Genomic DNA, 19,440 nt, shown 5'->3' with positions numbered 1-19,440 from the left:
TAGACCCTGTCTAGACCCACCTTAGACCCCTGTTAGGCCCGCGCTCGCTGCTGTTCCACGTGAAACAATGGCTCGATGGCGTACTAGCTTTGCGCCAGCCGCGCTGCATGTTCCTTGACCAGTGAAATCATGTTCGGAACGCCTTGTGTCCGATTGCTCGACAGCTGGCTTTTCAGATCAAACGGGGCAAGCGCGCCCATCACGTCCATGGTGGCGACTTCGGCAGCAGGGCGATCCTGCACCGCAGCGATCACCAGCGCGACAATGCCCTTAGTGATGGCGGCATTGCTGTCAGCAAGGAAGTGGAGCGTGTTTTCTTCTTGCGACGCGGGATAGACCCACACGGCAGCCGAGCATCCGCGCACCAGCGTGGCATCGGTCTTCAGCGCACCAGGCATCGGGTCGAGATCACGGCCAAGCTCGATCAGCAGGCCATAACGATCATCGCCTTCAAGGAACTCATATTCTTCGAGAATGTCGGAAAGCGTACGCATGGGCTACAATTAGGCATCGCACGCCCGAAACGGAAGGGGGGAATTACCCGCTGAGGCCGCCGGGACGGGTGACCGCGTGCCACACGACATAGAACCAGCCGAAAAAGCCGTGGATGATGGCCCATATGATCGACTGGTGCAGGCTCCAGCTGATGGCGACGGCGATCGCACTGCCAAGTCCGATGCCGGCTTGGGTGGCGGTGTTGCGCGCCGCGTTCACAGTTCAACTCCGCTGGCGATGGCTTCCAGTTTGCGGATGCGTTCCTTCAGGTCCGCCAGTTCGATCCGCGCGGTGCCGATGCTGGAACCATCCGCCTGTGCCGGGTGGTGCGCAGCACGGTCAAGCTCCTGACGCTTGAGATCAAGCCAGCCCTGCCAGCCGCGAAGCAGCGCGGCGGCGATGACGATGATCGCAATCAGGCCGGACGTGGCCATGATCACGAAGGGGTCGAGAAGGGACGACATCATTGGCCTGGTTCCTCCTTGCTGGCTGCGGGCAACCCCCGCAACGCTTCGATTTCGGCAGAAATCCGCGCCCGTTCGCGCGCATCGCCGCTGTTCGCGTCGGTGGCGATGCGTTCGAGCACCTTCACGCGTTCCTTGAGATTTGCGAGTTCGGCGCGGGCCGCTTCCAGCTCGGCTGCCGACCGGCCATCGTCACGCGGAGCGATCATCTCGTTGCCGTCTTCATCCATGACGATCCCGGCGCGAGCCTTGGCATATTGCACCACGCCCCAAACGATAATCGCAACGATGATAACCATGGCCCAGCCGCTCATCACGCTTCGCCCTTGTCCTTGAGCCCGGTCAGCGCCCGGTCACGCCCCAAATCCCTGAGCGCGTCAATCTCCGCGCCCAGATGATAGCCGCCATCGGTAACGATCCGCTCGACATTGATCAGGCGGTCCTTGATGCTGCCAAGTTCAGCGCGCAGTTCGGCGTTTTCCTGAGTCAACAACGTCACGCGGTGCGCGGTTTGCTTGTCCGATCCGGGCTTGAGTGATTGGCCCCACATGCCTTCGAGCGGGTAGCCGTTCTTGATCTTCATGCGGGTGGTCTGAAACGAGGTCAGGATGCCTGCCGCGCCCAGCGTAAACGCGCCGCCGATGATCCAGCCGAGATAGGGGAGAAGGTCAGCAGGCTCCATCACACGCGCTCCTTGCCGATAATGGGCGCATCGCGCAGCGCCTCGATTTCCTGAGACAGGGAATAACTGCGGTCGGTGACGATCTTTTCGAGCACCACCAGCCGGTCCTGCATCGCATCGATCTGGCCATGGAGTTCACGGTTCTCAGCCCGCAGCCGGTGTTTTTCATCGGTGTCGCGGCGCTCGATCGTGCCGCCCCACTCGTTCTCCAGCGGATAGCCGTGACGTGCGCGGATCCAGTTATTGATCAGCCATCCCGCCGTGCAGATCGCAATGATAGCCAGAACGAAAAAGGGGCCTCCAAATCCATGCATCACACCCGCTCCTTGTTAAGGCCAAGCGGTACGCCCGCCCCCTCATCCACCCGGCGCTGATCGCGCAGTGCCTCGATCTGGGTGGCGATGTCGTAACCGCGATCGGTGACAATGCGTTCGAGCACCTGCACCCGATCTTCAAGCCGCTGAATGTGGCTGGCATATTGCGCCGCCTTCTCCGCGGTCTCGCTGGCCACGACCTTGGTCTGCAACTTGGCGACCTTTTCCTTGTGATTGGTCCAGACCCCGAAGAAGCCGAGCAGAATGCCCAGAATCGGGATCATCAACGCCATTTCCCCTGCCATTATTCGTTCCCCATATCGCGTGTTGCTGGTGTCTAGCGCAGCCGTTCAATTTCGGCATTCAGGCGCGGGTTGCTGCTGACGTAATGCGTTTCCACGGCGGCCAGCCGACGGTCGATGTCACGGAAGCTGGCGCGGATTTCGCGGGCGGTCCGTTTCGGGCTCTGGCGGACGGATTGCCAGTATTTCTGTTCGCTTTCATCGCGATAGAGATAAGGCGGCTTCTTGTTGAGCAGGAACCCGGCGATGAAATAGGCGATGATCGATGGTCCGCCCGTGATGAAAATCGATGCTACCGCAGCGAACCGAACCCAGAAGACATTGACCCCGGTGTAATCGGCGATCCCAGAGCAAACGCCCATGATCTTGGCATTGTGCTTGTCGCGGTAGAGCGTGGTGCGGGGGCTGTTCATGCGCGGGTTCCTTTCTTCTCGGCCATCAGTGCTTCCAGTTCGCGCAGCTGGTCATTGTCGGATTGGTGATCGGCGATCAGACGGCGGGCGGGGGTGAAATCGGGATCATCACTGGCGACAAGCCGCTCTACTGTTTCCATCCTTTGATCCAACCGTTTGGCGAGGTTGTAGAGTTCTTCCAACAGGACTTCGTCATCGACCGTGATGGTCGCGGCCGTCTTCCACTTTGTCATGTAGTGCAGGATGACCCAGGGCAGACCGATGAAGAGCATCGCGACAACAAGAATGACCTCAAAATCCATGGCTTATTCCCCCTTGTTGCGGTTGGCACTGTCATCGGGCATGCCGAGCGCCTTCTTCATGGCTTCCAGTTCGTCATCAATCGCATCCGATCCGGCGAGGGCGGCGATTTCATCGGCGAGGCTTGGCGGGCCTTCTTCGGCGATGCGCAGCGCATCGGCGCGGCCCTCGGCGTAATCGACCCGGCGTTCGAGCTGGTCAAAGCGGGCCAGCGCCTCATCGGTGCGTTCCGTGCTCATCAGCGTGCGCAGTTTGACGCGGTTTTCGGCGCTTTCAAGGCGGGCGGCAATCGCGGTCTGGCGGCTGCGCGCTTCGCGCAGGCGGTGCTGCAGCTTGGCGATGTCTTCCTCGTAGGCGCGCAAGGCATCGTCGAGCACCGCGATCTCGCTCTTGAGCTGATCGGCCATGTCGCTGGCCTTCTTCCGTTCCACCAGCGCGGCACGGGCAAGGTCTTCGCGATCCTTGCTGAGCGCAAGCTGCGCTTTTTCGCCCCAATCGGCCTGGAGCCGGTCCAGCTTGACGCAGTGGCGGTGCATTTCCTTCTGGTCGGCGATGGTGCGCGCCGCGCTGGCGCGGACTTCAACCAGCGTTTCCTCCATTTCAAGGATGATCATGCGGATCATCTTGGTAGGATCATCGGCCTTGTCGAGCATATCGTTGAAATTGGCGGCAATGATGTCGCGGGTGCGGCTGAAAATGCCCATGAAGGCTACTCCATCGAGAAACGAATTGACCCGGTCGAGAGGCGCAGTGCGCTCATCCTGCGGCGGGGTGGTTGACCTGCGCGATTGCGTCGCGGAAGGGTTGCGGCGCAAGGCTTCGATCTCCTCGTCCAGCCGTGAAAGACGGCTAGCGCTGAGCAGGCGGGAAGGGTGGGCCGGAGCATCGCTGTGCGCGGCGCGGGTGGGGCGTGCGTCGCGGTCAGCATCGGCAGGGGGGACGTCCTGCTTGGGGCGCTCCGGCCCGAGGGGGTCAAACGGATCGCCCATTCTATGCGATCTCGATCATCGCGCCGGTTTCGGCAGCGGGGTAGCTGATCGGGGCGGCGTGAACGGCGCCCGGCTGGATCTGCGAGGAGAGCGCGATCATCATCACCATGGCGGCGATGCTGGCCATCGCGGCGTGCCCGAGCTTGGAGTTCCAGAAGCGGCCCGAAGAATTGGCGGATGCAGGTTTGCGGTCGATCATTGTGGCCTCCCAAGTGATGTGCCCAAGTCATTTGAGCCGTCTTAGATGGTATTCTGCAACCGCCGTGCCAAATCGCGTGAATGGCGCAATTGTGGGGTTTATGGGCAAGAATGGCCGGGTGATGTTGGTCTGTATTGCCAAGCATTGGTGTTTTTCACTATAGTTTGGATGTGAAGCACGAAAACCAGTTCATCGGTCAATCAGGGGCCTTTCTCGACGCGGTCGAACGCGCCAGTCGTGCGGCTGCAATGAACCGTCCGGTGCTTGTGATCGGGGAACGCGGCACGGGCAAAGAATTGATCGCCGAACGTCTTCACCGCCTGTCGAGCCGCTGGGACGAGCCACTGGTGACGATGAACTGCGCCGCGCTGCCGGAAACCCTGATCGAGGCCGAATTGTTCGGGCATGAAGCCGGGGCCTTTACCGGCGCCACCAAGTCCCGCGTGGGCCGGTTTGAGGAGGCTGACCGCGGCACGCTGTTTCTCGATGAACTTGGCACCTTGTCGATGGGTGCACAGGAGCGGCTGCTGCGCGCGGTCGAATATGGCGAAATCACGCGCATCGGCGCCTCGCGCCCGATCCGGGTCGATGTGCGGATTGTGGCTGCGACGAACGACGATCTGCCAGCGCTTGCGGCCAGCGGCGAATTTCGTGCCGATCTGCTGGACCGGCTAAGCTTCGAAGTTATCACCCTGCCGCCTCTTAGGGTGCGCGAGGGCGACATCGGTGTTCTGGCTGAATATTTCGGGCGGCGGATGGCGGCCGAACTCGATTGGGAGCGTTGGCCGGGCTTTGCACCGCATGTGATGGACGCGCTGGAGGATCATCCGTGGCCGGGCAATGTCCGCGAGCTGCGCAATGTGGTTGAGCGCGCGGTTTACCGCTGGGCAGGGCCTGACATGCCGATTGCACATGTCCAGTTCGATCCGTTCGATAGCCCCTGGCGCCCGCGCCAGCCGGAACATCGGCGCCGCCATGCCCCATCTGGCGTTGCGGTTGTAAGCAAAGCCGCGTCGTCTTCCCTTCCGGTGACCGGTGCGACGGCGGCTTTTGACAGTATTGAAGATTTGCGCGCAGCCGTGGACGCACACGAGCGAGCGATCCTCGCCCATGCGCTTGGGCGACATCGCTGGAACCAGCGGCAGACCGCTCGCGCGCTCGGCCTTACCTACGATCAATTGCGCCACTGCATTCGCAAGCATTCCTTGATGGAAGAACCCGATGACGCTGCGGCGGATCTCTAAAGCCCTGCTTTAAGGAGATTGCCCTAAAGCTGACGGGGCTCAATTTTTACCGTGATGAGAGAGGCTTGGGTTTGATGCCCAGCCCTGTCCCCCCTGTTGCAAACGGCACGACTGCGGCTGTTGGACGGCGAACAGCCGCCCGACTGCGCTTGTCGATCCCTGCGCGGTTTATCAGCACCAAGGGAACGCATGAATGTATCCTTGTTGATCTGTCATCCACCGGTGCACAGATTGCCATGGCTGCGCCTCTGCCATGCGGCGAGGTGGGGTTTCTGAAGGTTGCGGGAGTTGAGGTTTTTGGCGAAGCGGTGCGGTTTGTGCCCGGCCGTGGCGGAGGGGTGAACGGCTTGATGTTCGATGAATTGCTGCCCCATGCGGCCATCCTGTCGGTCCGGCATCATGCCGAAACCTTTCAGCAACGCGAACATCAAGCCCTTCTTGACCAGGTGCGATCCTGGGTGACCGGAGAAAAGTAACCGTTGATGCACCGCGATCGGCAAGGTTCGCACTTGCCAAATCGGGCACCACGGCATAAACGCAGCGCCAATCCCGGCATTGTCGAGACAAAGTTTGGATGCTGGCGCCTCCGGGGGCCGGCCTCAAACCGCGTTTCCGAACTGCCGAATCGCACGCAATTTTCTTGGGAGCCTGAATGGCCGATATCGCCCGCCTCACACAGCTTATCGAACCCGAAGCGACCGCGCTCGGCTTTGATCTGGTGCGTGTTGCGATGCTCCCGTCCGAAGCAGGTGATGGCGGTATGGCGTTGCAGGTCATGGCGGAAGACGCTGCCACCGGGCAACTGGTGATAGACCAGTGCGCCGCGTTGTCACGCCGAGTGTCAGACGTGATTGATGCGGCAGAAGAAGCGGGCGAAGTGCTGATCGAGGGGGCCTACCATCTTGAAGTCAGTTCGCCCGGCATTGATCGTCCGCTGACCCGCGAAAAGGATTTCGCGAATTGGGCCGGGCATGATGTGCGGATCGTCATGGACAAGGATTATGATGGTCAGCGCGTCAACAAGGGCGTGCTCGGCGGGCTGGAGGATGGTATGATCCTTATCGCCGAAGCCAAGGCAGGCGATGTGCGCTTGCCGCTGGCACAAATTCATACGGCCAAGCTCGTCCTGACCGACGCGCTGATCGCCGCCACCCGCCCACTGGATACCAGTGGAGTCGATGAACTCATCGAAGAAGAAAAGGCAGACGACTGATGAGTGCCATTTCCGCCAACAAGGCTGAACTCCTCGCCATCGCTAACGCGGTGGCAACGGAAAAGATGATCGACAAGTCCATCGTCATTGAGGCGATGGAAGAAGCGATCCAGAAATCTGCGCGTAACCGTTACGGCGCGGAAAACGATATTCGCGCAAGGCTCGATCCGCTGACCGGCGATCTGACTCTGTGGCGCGTGGTCGAGGTGGTCGAAGAGGTTGAAGATTACTTCAAGCAGGTCGATCTCAAGCAGGGCGACAAGCTGCAACCTGGTGCCAAGGTCGGTGATTTTATCGTCGATCCGCTGCCTCCGGTTGATCTGGGCCGCATTGACGCGCAATCGGCCAAGCAGGTGATCTTCCAGAAGGTCCGCGATGCCGAGCGCGAACGCCAGTTTGAAGAGTTCAAGGATCGTCAAGGCGAAGTCATCACCGGCGTGATCAAGTCGGTTGAATTCGGCCACGTGATCGTCAACCTCGGCCGTGCCGAAGGTGTGATCCGCCGCGATCAGCAGATTCCGCGCGAAGCTGCCCGCACCGGCGAGCGCGTGCGTGCGCTGATCACCAAGGTCGAGCGCAACAACCGCGGCCCGCAGATCTTCCTCAGCCGCGCGCATCCCGACTTCATGAAGAAGTTGTTCGCGCAAGAAGTCCCCGAAATCTACGACAACATCATCGAGATCAAGGCCGCCGCCCGTGACCCGGGCAGCCGCGCCAAGATTGGTGTGATCAGTCGTGACTCCAGCATTGACCCGGTCGGTGCCTGCGTCGGCATGAAGGGCAGCCGTGTGCAGGCCGTCGTGCAGGAATTGCAGGGCGAAAAGATCGACATCATTCCGTGGTCGGAAGACACCGCGACCTTTGTGGTCAACGCGTTGCAGCCTGCCACGGTCAGCCGCGTTGTGCTTGACGAAGACGATGGCCGCATCGAAGTGGTAGTGCCGGACGATCAGCTTTCCTTGGCGATCGGTCGCCGCGGCCAGAACGTGCGTCTGGCGAGCCAGCTAACCGGCCACCAGATCGATATCATGACCGAGGAAGAAGCCTCGGAGAAGCGCTCGAAGGAATTTGCCGAGCGTTCCAAGATGTTTGAAGAAGAGCTCGACGTTGACGAGACGCTGTCGCAGCTGCTCGTGGCCGAAGGCTTCGCCGAGCTTGAGGAGGTCGCCTATGTCGACCTCTCCGAACTCGCCAGTATCGAAGGCTTCGACGATGATCTCGCCGAGGAACTTCAGAGCCGGGCACTGGAAGCGCTCGAACGCCAGGAAGGCGCGCACCGCGAAGTGCGCCGTGGTCTGGGCGTGGAAGATGCGCTTGCCGAAATCCCGCACCTTAACGAAGCGATGCTGGTCACGCTCGGCAAAGCGGGGATCAAGACGCTCGACGATCTGGCGGATCTCGCCACCGACGAGCTGATCGCCAAGAAACGTGAAGCCCCGCGTCGCCGTGGCAATACCGATGGTCCGCCGCAGCGTCGTCCGCAGCGCGAAACCGACAAGGGCGGCGTTCTGGGCGACTACGGCCTCTCCGAAGAGCAGGGCAACGCCATCATTATGGCGGCCCGTGCGCATTGGTTCGAAGACGAAGTCGTCGCCGGACCCGACACGCAGGAGGCCGCCCATGCGGACTCCACCCAATGAGAGCCTGACGTCCGACATCGTTGAGCCGACGCTTCCCGACACTGCGGGGAGCGAGCGGCGCTGTATCCTCACCGGGGCGACCTCGGAACGGGACGCTTTGTTGCGTCTGGCGATTTCGTCGGACGGACTGGTGCTGCCTGACGCTGCGGCCAAGGCGCCTGGACGCGGGGCATGGATCGGCGTTAATCGTGCGGGTCTTGAAGCTGCTCTTGGTGATGGCCATCTCAAAAAGGCGCTGATGCGCGCCTTCAAAGGCGCACCTCTCACGATCCCGGAGGATCTGCCGCAAAAGGTCAAATCGTCGCTGGTGCGTGTTTTGTGTGACCGGCTGGGATTGGAATTGCGCAGCGGTAACATCGTGATGGGCTCGGCCCGGATCGAGGAACAGGCGCGCAGTGGACGAATTGCCGTCTTGCTTCATGCTGCCGACAGCAGCGAGGATGGGCGGCGTAAGCTTGACCAAGCTTGGCGAGTGGGCACTGATGCGGAGGGTTCTGGCCTGCGTGGGCAGGTCTTGCCTCTGGACCGCACCGCGCTGTCTGTGGCATTGGGCCGCGATAACGTAGTCCACCTGGGCGTCGCCGGTCATCCGGGTGACATGCGCGCGGCACATCGCGTGCTTCAGGCGGTTTCCCGACTGGTGCATTACACCGGGGATGATGGGGCGAACGCGACGAACGAAACGGGCCGGGATACATCCGGCCACGCTGATCAGCCTGATGGCGGGTCGGCGGACATTGATGAATACGTGAAGGACTGACGAGCGAATATGAGCGACGACAACGACACCCCACGCATCCGCAAACCCCTGGGCCTCAAGCGTTCGGTGGATGCGGGCGAGGTCAAGCAGACCTTCAGCCACGGCCGCACCAACAAGGTGGTGGTTGAGGTGAAGCGCCGCCGCGTGCTCGGCAAGCCTGGCAGCGAAGCGGCTGCACCGCCGCCCCCCCCGCCGCCGCCGCCGCCGCCCGCTCCGGTGGCCGAAGCATCGCGGCCGGCAGCCCCGCAACAGCGCTCGGCGCGCCCTGCGCCTGCGAGCGAGACCCCGCAGGAGCGAGTGAAGCGTCTTCAGCTTGAAGCCGAGGAAGAACGGCTGCGGATTGGCGAAGAAGCGCGCAAGCGTGAGGATGAAGAGCGTCTTCGCGCTGATGAGGACGAGCGCCGCCGCGCCGAGGAAAATCGCCGCGCCGAGGAAGAGGCCGAGCGTGAGCGTAACGCGCCCGCCGAAAAGCCCGCACCTGCCGCTGCTGAAGCAGCGCCCGAGCCTGCAGAAGTGCCCGCTGCTGCGGATGCGGCCGAGGAGGCTGGTGCGACACCTGCCGCAGAGGCTGTGGCTGCAAAGACCGATGTCGTTCCGGCCGCACGCCGCTTCACGCCTGTCGAACGCCCCGAGGTCAAGCGTCCCGAGGCCAAGGCCAAGAAGAAAGACGAGAAGCGTGCCGCACCCAGCGACGAAGGCAAGGATGCTCGCCGGTCGGGCAAGCTGACCGTCACGCGTGCGCTGAACGAGGATGAAGGTCGGCGTGCGCGCAGTCTCGCTGCGCTCAAGCGTGCGCGTGAAAAGGAACGCCGTGGCCAGGGCGGCCCGTCCAAGCCGCGTGAAAAGCAGGTGCGCGACGTGGTTGTGCCCGAAGCGATTACCGTCAGCGAGCTCGCCAACCGCATGGCCGAAAAGGGCGCGGATCTGGTCAAGGCGCTGTTCAATCTGGGCATGATGGTTACCGTCAACCAGACGATCGATCAGGACACGGCAGAATTGCTGGTTGAAGAGTTTGGCCACAACATCACGCGCGTGTCAGCCAGCGATGTCGATATCGACAGCAGCGTCGATATGGATCCGGAAGAAACGCTGGTGACGCGTCCGCCGGTTGTGACGATCATGGGCCATGTCGATCACGGCAAGACCAGCCTGCTCGATGCCCTGCGCGGTACAGACGTGGTGAAGGGTGAAGCCGGCGGCATCACTCAGCACATCGGCGCCTATCAGATCACCACCAAGGCGAAGGACAAGATCACCTTCCTCGATACGCCAGGCCACGCGGCCTTTACCGAAATGCGGATGCGCGGTGCGAATGTGACCGACATCGTCATTCTGGTGGTGGCTGGCGATGACGGGCTGATGCCGCAGACGGTCGAAGCCATCAATCATACCAAAGCGGCCGGCGTGCCGATGATCGTGGCGATCACCAAGTCGGACAAGCCCGAATTCAACCCGCAAAAGATCCGTGAACGCTTGCTCGAGCATGAAATCGTGGTCGAGGCGATGTCGGGCGATGTGCAGGATGTCGAGGTCTCGGCCAAGTCCGGTGCAGGGCTCGATAAGTTGATCGAGGCCATCGGCTTGCAGGCCGAACTGCTGGAACTGCGCGCGCGGCCCGATCGCGATGCCGAGGCGACCGTGATCGAAGCGCAACTCGACAAAGGCCGTGGCCCTGTCGCAACGGTGCTGGTCACGCGTGGCACGCTACGGCGGGGCGATACCTTCGTGGTGGGCACGCAAAGCGGCAAGGTGCGTGCGATCGTCGATGACAAGGGACAGCAGATCAAGGAAGCTGGCCCCTCGATGCCGGTCGAAGTGCTCGGCCTTGGCGGCGTTCCGTCAGCCGGTGACAATCTCTCGGTCGTGGAGAATGAACAGCGCGCGCGTGAAGTTGCCAAATATCGTCAGGAAATCGCAACGGAAAAGCGCACTGCGTTGGCCCCGACCAATTTCGATACGATGTTCAACACGCTGTCTTCCAACGTCATCGAATTTCCGGTGGTGGTGAAGGCGGACGTGCAAGGCTCCGTCGAGGCAATCATCAATGCGCTCCACAATCTGTCGAACGACGACATCAAGGTGCGCGTGCTCAATGGCGGCGTCGGTGCGATCACCGAGAGTGATGTGGTGTTGGCAGGCGGATCGAAGGCACCGATCATCGGCTTCAATGTGCGTCCAAACGCCAAAGCGCGCGAACTGCTGAAACGCGATAACGTGCGGATGATGTATTATGATGTCATCTATCACCTGACCGATGCCATCGCCAAGGAGATGATCGGCGAGCTTGGTCCGGAACGGGTTGAGCACGTGGTCGGCCGGGCACTCGTCAAAGAGGTGTTCAAGTCGGGCAAGCGCGACAAGGCCGCCGGTCTGTTGGTGGAAGAAGGGGTTATCCGCAAGGGTCTCTTCGCCCGTCTTACCCGCGCCGATGTTATCGTTTCAGCGACCAAGATCGGTTCGCTGCGGCGGTTCAAGGACGATGTCGACGAGGTTCGTACAGGTCTGGAATGCGGCGTGGTGCTGGAAGACACCAACGACATCAAGCCGGGCGACCAGCTTGAAGTCTTCTCGGTCGAGGAGCGTGAGCGGACGCTGTGAGCGAGGCAGCTTACTACCCAGACGATGCCGAGCAGTCGCCGCACACGGCGCTGCTCGGCTCGCAATTCGTCGGCTGGGACGCAGACACGCAGACCGCCACCATGCGCTTTACCGTAAAGCGTGAAATGACCACCTGGCGCGGCGGCGTGCAGGGTGGACTGGTGGCCGGCTATCTGGATGACGTGATGGGCTATGCCTATGTCGCGGCGACGGGGGGCGAAATGGCACCCCTTAATCTCGACATTTCCTTGACTCTGATCCGGTTGATCCCGGACGGCGCAAGCCTCATCGGTAAGGGCAGGGTGGTCAAGGCCGGGCGGCGGGTGGTCTTTCTCGAAGGCGAATTGCTGGCCGAAGATGGCACGCTTTACGCCCGATCGACCTCGACCGCTTTGCCAACCCCGCGCCCGACCGCGACCAGCACAGGGATGGCATCGTGACCAAGGTTCCGTTCACCGCCGAACAGCAATCGGTCCGGGTTCTCAAGGTGGGCGAGCGGGTCCGGCATATTTTGTCGGAGCTGCTTGCACGCGGCGATGTGCACGATGATGTCGTGCGCGCGGCGCACATCTCGGTCACGGAAGTGCGCATGACGCCCGATCTGCGGCACGCCACGGCCTATGTGAAGCCGCTCTTGGGGGCCGGAGAGGACGCAATTGTTCATGCGTTGCGTCAGAACACGGCCTTTCTCCAGCGCGAGGTCGCCCAGAGACTTGGGCTCAAGTTCGCTCCGAAGCTCAGGTTCCGCAAGGATGAAAGCTTTGCCGAAGCCGACCGGATCGAGACGTTGCTCCGCGATCCCAAGGTGCTGCGCGATCTCGATGAAGAGGATGGCGACGAAGACGCCTGACAGGGCACCCGGTGCGACTTTAGCGTGCCGGCTTGTCAGTGATGTCGAAACCGTCGGATACGCTGATCGCCAAAGCTGGCAATAAAACCATCCGTCAAAGGGCAGCAGGCTTGAACATGATGGCACCGAATTGCGCTAATCGGTTCCCACAGGACCGATCGGGCTCAGCGTGTGGTGAGGGGGTAATCTGACGCGATGGCTAAGCTTTACTTCTACTACGCCAGCATGAACGCTGGCAAAAGTTCGCACCTGCTCCAAGCCGATTTCAATTATCGCGAGCGCGGGATGGCGACAATGCTGTGGACGGCGGCGCTCGATAGTCGGTCGGGCGGGCAGGTCAAAAGTCGCATTGGTTTGGAACGCTCCGCACATCGGTTTCACAGCGATACCGACTTGTGGGCGGAGGTGAGCGCTGCGAATGCCGTTGCGCCGCTCGACTGCGTGATGGTGGACGAAGCGCAGTTCCTGACGCCAGAGCAGGTGTGGCAGCTGGCGCGGCTGGCGGACGAGAGCGGGGTTCCGGTGCTGTGTTATGGCCTGCGCACCGATTTTCAGGGCGAGTTGTTTCCCGGATCGGCGGTGCTGCTGGGGATCGCCGATGCGCTGATCGAGTTAAAGGCCGTGTGCCACTGCGGCCGCAAGGCGACCATGAATCTGCGCGTCGATGAAAAGGGCAAGGCCGTGCGCCAAGGCCAGCAGACCGAGATTGGTGGCAATGACCGCTACATTGCGCTGTGCCGCAAGCATTTTGCCGAAGCGATGGGGCGATGAGCGTGACGCGGGGCGTACCCCTGTCGGGCTGGCTGATCCTCGACAAGTCCAAAGGCATGGGATCAACCCAAGGCGTAAGCGCCATAAAGCGCGTGCTGCGCCAGAACGGCTATGCCAAGACCAAGGTGGGGCATGGTGGAACGCTCGATCCGCTGGCGCAAGGGGTGTTGCCGATTGCCTTGGGCGAGGCGACCAAGCTGGCCGGGCGGATGCTGGATGCGAGCAAGATCTATGAATTCACGGTGGCGTTCGGGGCCGAGACATCAACGCTCGATACCGAGGGCGACGTCGTAGCGACGAGCGACAACATCCCGGGCTTCGGCGAAATTGAGGATGTTCTTGCAGACTTCATCGGCGAGATTGATCAGGTACCGCCAGCCTATTCCGCGATCAAAATCGACGGGCGGCGCGCCTATGATCGGGCAAGGTCGGGCGAGGATGTCGAAGTGCCAGCCCGTCGGGTGACCATCTACGACATCGCCTATCTTGCTGAAGGCGCAGAAGCCGACGGGACGCGATGGGCTACCCTTCGGGCCCACGTCTCCAAAGGCACCTATATCCGCAGCCTCGCGCGCGACATTGCCTACGCGCTGGATACTTGCGGCCACGTCACCTATCTGCGACGGACCAAGGCTGGACCGTTCACGCAGCATCAGGCGATTTCGCTGGACTTGTTGGAGCAAACAGCTAAGCGCGAAGGCCTTGAACACCTCCTCCTGCCGTTAGAGGCAGGGCTGGACGACATCCCGGCCCTCCACCTCGATCAGACAAGCGCGCAGGCGGTCCGACAGGGCCGGGTGCTGTCTGACATGCCCCAATCATCCGGGCTTTATTTGGCGAAACGGGGCAACGTCCAGGTTGCGCTGATGGAAATCACGGATGGCACGGCCACGGTCGTGCGGGGTTTCAACCTTCCCGATGTCGCTGAGTAGAAAGAGACGTAGTATGTCGGTGACCGCCGAAGTTAAGCAGACAATCATTGCTGATAATGCCCGTGATTCCAACGACACAGGCAGCCCCGAAGTGCAGGTTGCGATCCTCACGCAGCGTATCCGCAACCTGACCGAGCACTTCAAGGATCACCACAAGGACAACCATTCGCGTCGCGGCCTGCTGATGATGGTCAACAAGCGCCGCACGCTGCTCGCATACCTCAAGAAGAAGGATGTCGAGCGCTACAATGCGCTGATCCAGAAGCTGGGCCTGCGTAAGTAAGAGTTTTGCATCAAAGGGCGGCTCAAACGGGCCGCCCTTTTTGCATATCGGGCGTGCAGGCATTCGGTCTGCGCGCCTTGGGGGCCAAAGCGCCCTGAACCGGACCGGGACGGTTGTTTCCCCGGCACAAGAGGCCCCGCGCAGCAATATGGCTGAGTGGGTTCAGAAGGAAAATACATGTTCGACACGAAAACCGTATCGCTGGAATGGGGCGGCAAAACCCTCACTCTGGAAACCGGGCATATTGCCCGTCAGGCCAATGGCGCCGTTCTGGCCACCTATGGCGAAACCGTGGTGCTGTGCGCCGTGACCGCCGCCAAGTCGGTCAAGGAAGGGCAGGATTTCTTCCCGCTCACCGTCCATTATCAGGAAAAGTTCTCGGCTGCCGGGCGTATCCCGGGCGGCTTCTTCAAGCGTGAACGCGGCGCCACGGAAAAGGAAACGCTGGTCAGCCGCTTGATCGATCGTCCGATCCGTCCGCTGTTCCCCGAAGGTTTCTATAACGAAATCAACGTAATTTGTCAGGTTCTGTCGTTTGACGGCGAAAACGAACCGGACATGGTCGCCATGATTGCAGCCTCGGCTGCCCTGACCATCAGCGGCTTGCCCTTCATGGGCCCGATCGGCGCCTGCCGCGTCGGTTACGTCGATGGCGAATACACCCTCAACCCCAAGCAGGATCGCGCGCTGGCCGATGGCCGCCTGGATCTGGTCGTTGCCGCCACGCAAGACGCGGTGATGATGGTGGAATCCGAAGCCAAGGAACTGACCGAGGATGAAATGCTCGGCGCAGTAATGTTCGCGCATAACGAGATCCGCAACGTCATCGGCGCGATCATTGATCTGGCCGAACAGGCCGCCAAGGAGCCTTGGACGGTCGATCTCAGCGATAACACCGCTGATATGAAGGCCAAGCTCAAGGATCTGATCGGCAGCGACATCGCGGCGGCTTACAAGGTCACTGACAAGTCGGCGCGTTCCAATCTGCTGAACGAAGCGCGGGCCAAGGCCAAGGCAGCGTTTGCCGACGAAGGCGGGCAGACCCAGAACGTGGCTGGCAAGCTGATGAAGAAGCTTGAAGCCGAAATCGTGCGTGGAGCGATCCTCAAGGATGGTCAGCGCATTGACGGTCGCGCGCTTGATCAGGTTCGTCCGATCGAAGCCATCGTCGGTTTCCTGCCGCGCACGCACGGTTCATCGCTGTTCACCCGCGGTGAAACGCAGGCGATCTGCACCACCACGCTAGGCACCAAGGATTCCGAGCAAATGATCGATGGGCTGGAAGGCCTTTGGTACACCAGCTTCATGCTGCACTATAACTTCCCGCCGTACTCGGTTGGCGAAGTGGGCCGCTTTGGCGGATCAAACCGTCGCGAGATCGGCCACGGCAAGCTTGCTTTCCGTGCGCTCAATCCGGTGCTGCCGAGCAAGGAAGATTTCCCCTACACCATCCGCGTGTTGTCAGACATTACCGAATCCAACGGCTCGTCCTCGATGGCGACTGTCTGCGGTGGCTGTCTGTCAATGCTGGACGCTGGCGTGCCTTTGACGTCGCCCGTTTCGGGTATCGCCATGGGTCTGATCCTCGAAGGGGATGACTTTGCGGTTCTGTCGGACATTCTGGGTGATGAAGATCACCTGGGCGACATGGACTTCAAGGTTGCTGGCACGGAAAACGGCATCACCACGATGCAGATGGACATCAAGATTGCCGGCATCACGCAGGAAATCATGGCCAAGGCGCTGGAACAGGCCAAGGCTGGCCGGATGCACATCTTGGGTGAAATGGCCAAGGCGCTGACCGGTGCCCGCACCGAAGTCAGCAAGCACGCACCGCGCATCGAGACGATCCAGATCGACAAGTCGAAGATCCGTGAAGTGATCGGTACCGGCGGCAAGGTGATCCGTGAAATCGTTGCCGAAACCGGCGCCAAGATCGACATTGACGATGAAGGCGTGATCAAGATCTCGTCCAGCAACGTTGACGAGATCGAAGCGGCGAAGAAGTGGATTCTCGGCATCACGCAGGAAGCGGAAGTCGGCAAGATCTATGACGGCAAGGTCGTGAACATCGTCGATTTCGGCGCGTTTGTGAACTTCATGGGCGGCAAGGATGGCCTCGTCCACGTTTCAGAAATGCGCAACGAGCGGGTCGAAAAGCCCACCGACGTTGTGTCTGAAGGCATGGAAGTGAAGGTCAAGGTGCTCGAGATCGATCAGCGCGGCAAGGTTCGCCTGTCGATGCGCGTCGTCGATCAGGAAACGGGCGCCGAACTGGAAGACACCCGCCCGGCACGTGAACCGCGTGAGCCCAGAGAAGGCGGACGCGAAGGCGGACGTGGCGGGGATCGCGGCGGTGATCGTCGTGGACCCAAGGGCAGTGGCGGCGGCGGACGCGGCGGTGATCGCGGTGGACGTGGCGGTAGCGATCGCGGTGGTGACCGCGGCAGCGCACCTGCTGGCCTGCCCGACTTCCTCAAGGACTGATCGCCTCATCTGAGGCAAACCATTGAGGCCGCCCGGAGCGATCCGGGCGGCCTCTTTGCTGACACAAGAGGCGCCAAGCGATGCTCAAACGCGAATTGATCGACAGCACACAGATTGAAGACGGGGTTTGCCTTGAGCTTTACGAACACGCCGGTCACTTCATGATCGTGCTGGGCCGCAATGAACTGATGAGCACCCGGATGCGGTTTTCGGAGGAGCAACTGGCTGAGCTGACCATCGAGCGGCTGGGTAAGTCCGATCCGCGCATCCTGATCGGTGGTTACGGCATGGGCTTCACCTACCGCGCGGCGGCCGCCCGGCTTGGCGGAAAGGCGCAGATTGTCGTGGCCGAGATATCCGAGACGATCCTGGATTGGGCGCAGGGTCCGATGGCGCAGCTTACTGGGGAAGGCCTGTCTGATCCGCGCCTTGATCTCAAGATTTGCGATGTTGCCGCGCTGATTGATGACGCCAACGATGGCACCTGTGCCAAGTTCGATGCGATCTTGCTGGATGTCGACAATGGGCCCGACGGGATCGTGCGCGATGCCAACAACCGGATTTATTCGCGTACAGGCTTGGCCAAGGCGCGCGACGCGTTACGGTCCGGCGGCATCCTCGCAGTATGGTCCGCCGGACCTGACGCGGCGTTTCGCAAGCGATTGTATGACACCGGACTGACTGTGACGGAATGGAACGTCCGTTCACGCCCTAACAACAAAGGCGCGCATCACATCATCTGGTTTGCTCAGAAGCCGTAGATTAACGTCACGCGGCTTAGCGTGTCGGTCTGAACTGCGCCGGGCGCCGGGTTGCTGTCATATTCAATCGCGTAGGAAAATCGCGCAGTCAGGCTGCTGTTGATGCTGGCATCAAGGCCTGTGATGAAATCAAGCGTGGTGTTGCGCGAATCGATGATGGCAATCGCTGAGCCGCCAGTTTCGGCGACCGCATTGGTGTCTTGGGTCAGCTTCAGCCGTTCCGTGATCGTCCAGTCAAAGTCGAGCCCGATCAGACCTGCGATACGACTTTCGGTTCGTCCATCGACGAATTCTGTCACGCGGTAGGCAGGCCCCGCCTTGACCGAAAGCTGGACATTATCGCCTGTAAGGGCCTGATAGCCAATGCCGCCCGACACGGCATAGCGTCCAGAAAAGCCCTGAAACCGGTCCCGTTCGTATTGCGCCAGTGCGTAGACGTAGAAATCGTCTGAGATGTTCACATTGGGCTCGTAACGCGCAAGATATTGCTCGCGCGTGGTGACGCCGTTGGCACGTTGGTAATCGACGCGGCCTGTCAGCCGGTGGCGCCAATCGATGCCCTGACGGTCGAGCAAAAGGCCTGCGGTGACACCGGTATTGCTGGAATTACCGGTCGCCCGGAAAGCGCCAAATTCACCGCTGCCGGACCATATGTCGAGCACGCCGGCGGAGCGGATCTGCCGCTCTTTCTCCTCCGCTTCGGCCGCTTTGCGGGCGGTGACGCCGGCCTCGAAATCCGCGACGATGGCGTCAATCTCGTCCTGATCAGAGGGGTTTGTCGTGCTAGCGACTTCAATAACCGCACGGATCTTGGCTTCATCGCCTGTGGCAATCGCCGCATCGATCATTGCGCGGACGGGCTCAGGTAACTCGGCGTGGGCCACGTTCGATACCGCAAGGGTTACCAGCGCAACCATCGCTGATGCGGACCTGACCATCACTTCAACGCTCCCATGGTCCCGCCTCAGCCGCAGCGGGCAGGGCGGGATAAGGGGTAAAACACGTGAGGCGTTACCGTACCCGCGGACCACCAAAGGGCAGCGGTGGGGGCGGACGGCGCACGCCGCGCGGAAGCTGGGCCTGATAGGCCCGGCCGCAATGTTCGACGCAATAGGGAAAGCCCGGGTTCACAGCCACGCCGCAGAAGTGGAAATCGGCCTCACCAGGGTGACCCATCGGCCAGCGGCACACCTTTTCCGATAGATCGAGCAGTGACGTTTTTCCCGCAATCTCGGGGCTGGGCTTGGCAGGAACCAGACGGCGGGGCGGAGCGGGCGGAATTGGCGCCTGCTGGTCGCCTGGACCCTGACGCAGGAAGCCGCCGGGGCCGACCGATACAATCTTAGGCAGATCCGAAGACGGTCCGGGGACCGGCTGCGAAGGGTTAGCTTTGACGGCATCATCCGTCTCGGGCGCGGTGCGCGCTGCGGGCGTGGCTGGGCGCGGCGCAGAACGTTCGGCTGGCGCGTTCGGCAAACTGCGCTGGACAGGTTCGGCGCGCGGCTCGGCGGCGCGCGGTGCAGGTGCGGCAGCAGGCTTCTTGACGGGCGCGGCCGCCTTTTTCTTGTCATTGGCCTTCACCGGAGAAGGGCGCGCCTTCAATCCAAGACGGTGTGCCTTGCCGATCACAGCATTGCGGCTGACCCCGCCAAGCTCCGTTGCGATTTCGCTTGCGGTGGAGCCGCCTTCCCACATTCTTTTGAGCGTTGCGATGCGCTCGTCCGTCCAGCCCATAAAATCTAC

26 protein-coding genes are annotated in these 19,440 nt (G+C 61.4%); 13 read left to right on the top strand and 13 right to left on the bottom strand.

The genetic code is table 11. From position 1 onward, the window contains the following. Positions 1-83: 83 nt before the first annotated feature. The 11 genes from ACRANW_RS13615 to ACRANW_RS13565 are packed head-to-tail and all read right to left on the bottom strand — an operon-like array spanning position 84 to position 4,158. Complete coding sequence (locus ACRANW_RS13615; protein ID WP_479432296.1) at positions 84-494, bottom strand: SufE family protein; 411 nt, start codon at positions 492-494, stop codon at positions 84-86. A 43-nt stretch (positions 495-537) separates the two neighbouring features. Continuing rightward, positions 538-714, bottom strand: coding sequence for a hypothetical protein (locus tag ACRANW_RS13610; RefSeq protein WP_479432295.1), 177 nt, complete (start codon positions 712-714; stop codon positions 538-540). After that, positions 711-962, bottom strand: coding sequence for a hypothetical protein (locus ACRANW_RS13605; RefSeq protein ID WP_479432294.1), 252 nt, complete (start codon positions 960-962; stop codon positions 711-713). Before ACRANW_RS13605 ends, ACRANW_RS13610 begins: the two co-directional genes overlap by 4 nt. Continuing rightward, positions 959-1,273 (bottom strand): hypothetical protein, encoded by a 315-nt coding sequence (locus ACRANW_RS13600; protein WP_479432293.1) that lies wholly within the window; start codon positions 1,271-1,273, stop codon positions 959-961. Before ACRANW_RS13600 ends, ACRANW_RS13605 begins: the two co-directional genes overlap by 4 nt. Beyond that, positions 1,273-1,641: a hypothetical protein gene (locus tag ACRANW_RS13595; RefSeq protein WP_479432292.1), complete on the bottom strand. Its 369-nt coding sequence runs from the start codon at positions 1,639-1,641 to the stop codon at positions 1,273-1,275. The genes ACRANW_RS13600 and ACRANW_RS13595 overlap by 1 nt, the downstream gene beginning before the upstream one ends. Further along, positions 1,641-1,955, bottom strand: coding sequence for a hypothetical protein (locus tag ACRANW_RS13590; protein ID WP_479432291.1), 315 nt, complete (start codon positions 1,953-1,955; stop codon positions 1,641-1,643). The genes ACRANW_RS13595 and ACRANW_RS13590 overlap by 1 nt, the downstream gene beginning before the upstream one ends. Beyond that, positions 1,955-2,260 (bottom strand): hypothetical protein, encoded by a 306-nt coding sequence (locus tag ACRANW_RS13585; RefSeq protein ID WP_479432290.1) that lies wholly within the window; start codon positions 2,258-2,260, stop codon positions 1,955-1,957. Before ACRANW_RS13585 ends, ACRANW_RS13590 begins: the two co-directional genes overlap by 1 nt. Positions 2,261-2,292: 32 nt before the next feature. Further along, positions 2,293-2,670 carry an envelope stress response membrane protein PspC gene (pspC, locus tag ACRANW_RS13580; RefSeq protein ID WP_479432289.1) on the bottom strand — a complete coding sequence of 126 codons (378 nt, stop codon included), beginning with the start codon at positions 2,668-2,670 and terminating at the stop codon, positions 2,293-2,295. Next, positions 2,667-2,972: an envelope stress response membrane protein PspB gene (gene pspB, locus ACRANW_RS13575; protein WP_479432288.1), complete on the bottom strand. Its 306-nt coding sequence runs from the start codon at positions 2,970-2,972 to the stop codon at positions 2,667-2,669. Before pspB ends, pspC begins: the two co-directional genes overlap by 4 nt. A gap of 3 nt (positions 2,973-2,975) precedes the next feature. Then, positions 2,976-3,959 (bottom strand): phage shock protein PspA, encoded by a 984-nt coding sequence (gene pspA / locus ACRANW_RS13570; RefSeq protein WP_479432287.1) that lies wholly within the window; start codon positions 3,957-3,959, stop codon positions 2,976-2,978. 1 nt (position 3,960) lies between these two features. Further along, a complete protein-coding gene (locus tag ACRANW_RS13565; RefSeq protein ID WP_479432286.1) occupies positions 3,961-4,158 on the bottom strand; it encodes a hypothetical protein in 198 nt (65 codons plus the stop codon). 170 nt (positions 4,159-4,328) lie between these two features. Between ACRANW_RS13565 and pspF the strand changes: the two genes are divergently transcribed. From pspF to ACRANW_RS13500, 13 genes are all read left to right on the top strand, one after another. Further along, positions 4,329-5,402 carry a phage shock protein operon transcriptional activator gene (gene pspF, locus ACRANW_RS13560; protein WP_479432285.1) on the top strand — a complete coding sequence of 358 codons (1,074 nt, stop codon included), beginning with the start codon at positions 4,329-4,331 and terminating at the stop codon, positions 5,400-5,402. Between the two features lie 74 nt (positions 5,403-5,476). After that, positions 5,477-5,878: a PilZ domain-containing protein gene (locus tag ACRANW_RS13555; protein WP_479432284.1), complete on the top strand. Its 402-nt coding sequence runs from the start codon at positions 5,477-5,479 to the stop codon at positions 5,876-5,878. 176 nt (positions 5,879-6,054) lie between these two features. Continuing rightward, complete coding sequence (rimP, locus tag ACRANW_RS13550) at positions 6,055-6,615, top strand: ribosome maturation protein RimP (protein WP_479432283.1); 561 nt, start codon at positions 6,055-6,057, stop codon at positions 6,613-6,615. After that, positions 6,612-8,255: a transcription termination factor NusA gene (gene nusA / locus ACRANW_RS13545; protein WP_479433957.1), complete on the top strand. Its 1,644-nt coding sequence runs from the start codon at positions 6,612-6,614 to the stop codon at positions 8,253-8,255. The genes rimP and nusA overlap by 4 nt, the downstream gene beginning before the upstream one ends. After that, positions 8,236-9,015 carry a DUF448 domain-containing protein gene (locus tag ACRANW_RS13540; protein WP_479432282.1) on the top strand — a complete coding sequence of 260 codons (780 nt, stop codon included), beginning with the start codon at positions 8,236-8,238 and terminating at the stop codon, positions 9,013-9,015. The genes nusA and ACRANW_RS13540 overlap by 20 nt, the downstream gene beginning before the upstream one ends. Before the next feature lie 9 nt (positions 9,016-9,024). Continuing rightward, entirely contained in the window at positions 9,025-11,613 is a 2,589-nt protein-coding gene (infB, locus tag ACRANW_RS13535; RefSeq protein WP_479432281.1) for a translation initiation factor IF-2, read from the top strand. After that, positions 11,610-12,053: a PaaI family thioesterase gene (locus tag ACRANW_RS13530; RefSeq protein ID WP_479432280.1), complete on the top strand. Its 444-nt coding sequence runs from the start codon at positions 11,610-11,612 to the stop codon at positions 12,051-12,053. The genes infB and ACRANW_RS13530 overlap by 4 nt, the downstream gene beginning before the upstream one ends. Continuing rightward, positions 12,050-12,463, top strand: a complete 414-nt coding sequence (rbfA, locus tag ACRANW_RS13525) for a 30S ribosome-binding factor RbfA (RefSeq protein ID WP_479432279.1) — start codon at positions 12,050-12,052, stop codon at positions 12,461-12,463. Before ACRANW_RS13530 ends, rbfA begins: the two co-directional genes overlap by 4 nt. Positions 12,464-12,658: 195 nt before the next feature. Then, positions 12,659-13,234 carry a thymidine kinase gene (locus tag ACRANW_RS13520; RefSeq protein WP_479432278.1) on the top strand — a complete coding sequence of 192 codons (576 nt, stop codon included), beginning with the start codon at positions 12,659-12,661 and terminating at the stop codon, positions 13,232-13,234. Next, a complete protein-coding gene (gene truB / locus ACRANW_RS13515) occupies positions 13,231-14,166 on the top strand; it encodes a tRNA pseudouridine(55) synthase TruB (protein WP_479432277.1) in 936 nt (311 codons plus the stop codon). The genes ACRANW_RS13520 and truB overlap by 4 nt, the downstream gene beginning before the upstream one ends. Positions 14,167-14,179: 13 nt before the next feature. Then, positions 14,180-14,449, top strand: coding sequence for a 30S ribosomal protein S15 (gene rpsO / locus ACRANW_RS13510; protein WP_479432276.1), 270 nt, complete (start codon positions 14,180-14,182; stop codon positions 14,447-14,449). 177 nt (positions 14,450-14,626) lie between these two features. After that, positions 14,627-16,936 carry a polyribonucleotide nucleotidyltransferase gene (gene pnp / locus ACRANW_RS13505; RefSeq protein WP_479432275.1) on the top strand — a complete coding sequence of 770 codons (2,310 nt, stop codon included), beginning with the start codon at positions 14,627-14,629 and terminating at the stop codon, positions 16,934-16,936. A gap of 80 nt (positions 16,937-17,016) precedes the next feature. After that, entirely contained in the window at positions 17,017-17,697 is a 681-nt protein-coding gene (locus ACRANW_RS13500; RefSeq protein WP_479432274.1) for a spermine/spermidine synthase domain-containing protein, read from the top strand. Here the strand turns inward: ACRANW_RS13500 and ACRANW_RS13495 are convergent. Continuing rightward, a complete protein-coding gene (locus ACRANW_RS13495) occupies positions 17,685-18,635 on the bottom strand; it encodes a DUF481 domain-containing protein (protein WP_479433956.1) in 951 nt (316 codons plus the stop codon). The two genes, ACRANW_RS13500 and ACRANW_RS13495, sit on opposite strands and share 13 nt — an antisense overlap. A gap of 73 nt (positions 18,636-18,708) precedes the next feature. After that, positions 18,709-19,431 (bottom strand): GcrA family cell cycle regulator, encoded by a 723-nt coding sequence (locus ACRANW_RS13490; protein ID WP_479432273.1) that lies wholly within the window; start codon positions 19,429-19,431, stop codon positions 18,709-18,711. Between the last annotated feature and the right edge of the window lie 9 nt (positions 19,432-19,440).

This window comes from Erythrobacter sp. 'gip.4 top 5' (assembly GCF_056495765.1).
This window is presented reverse-complemented; position numbering and strand designations above follow the sequence as displayed.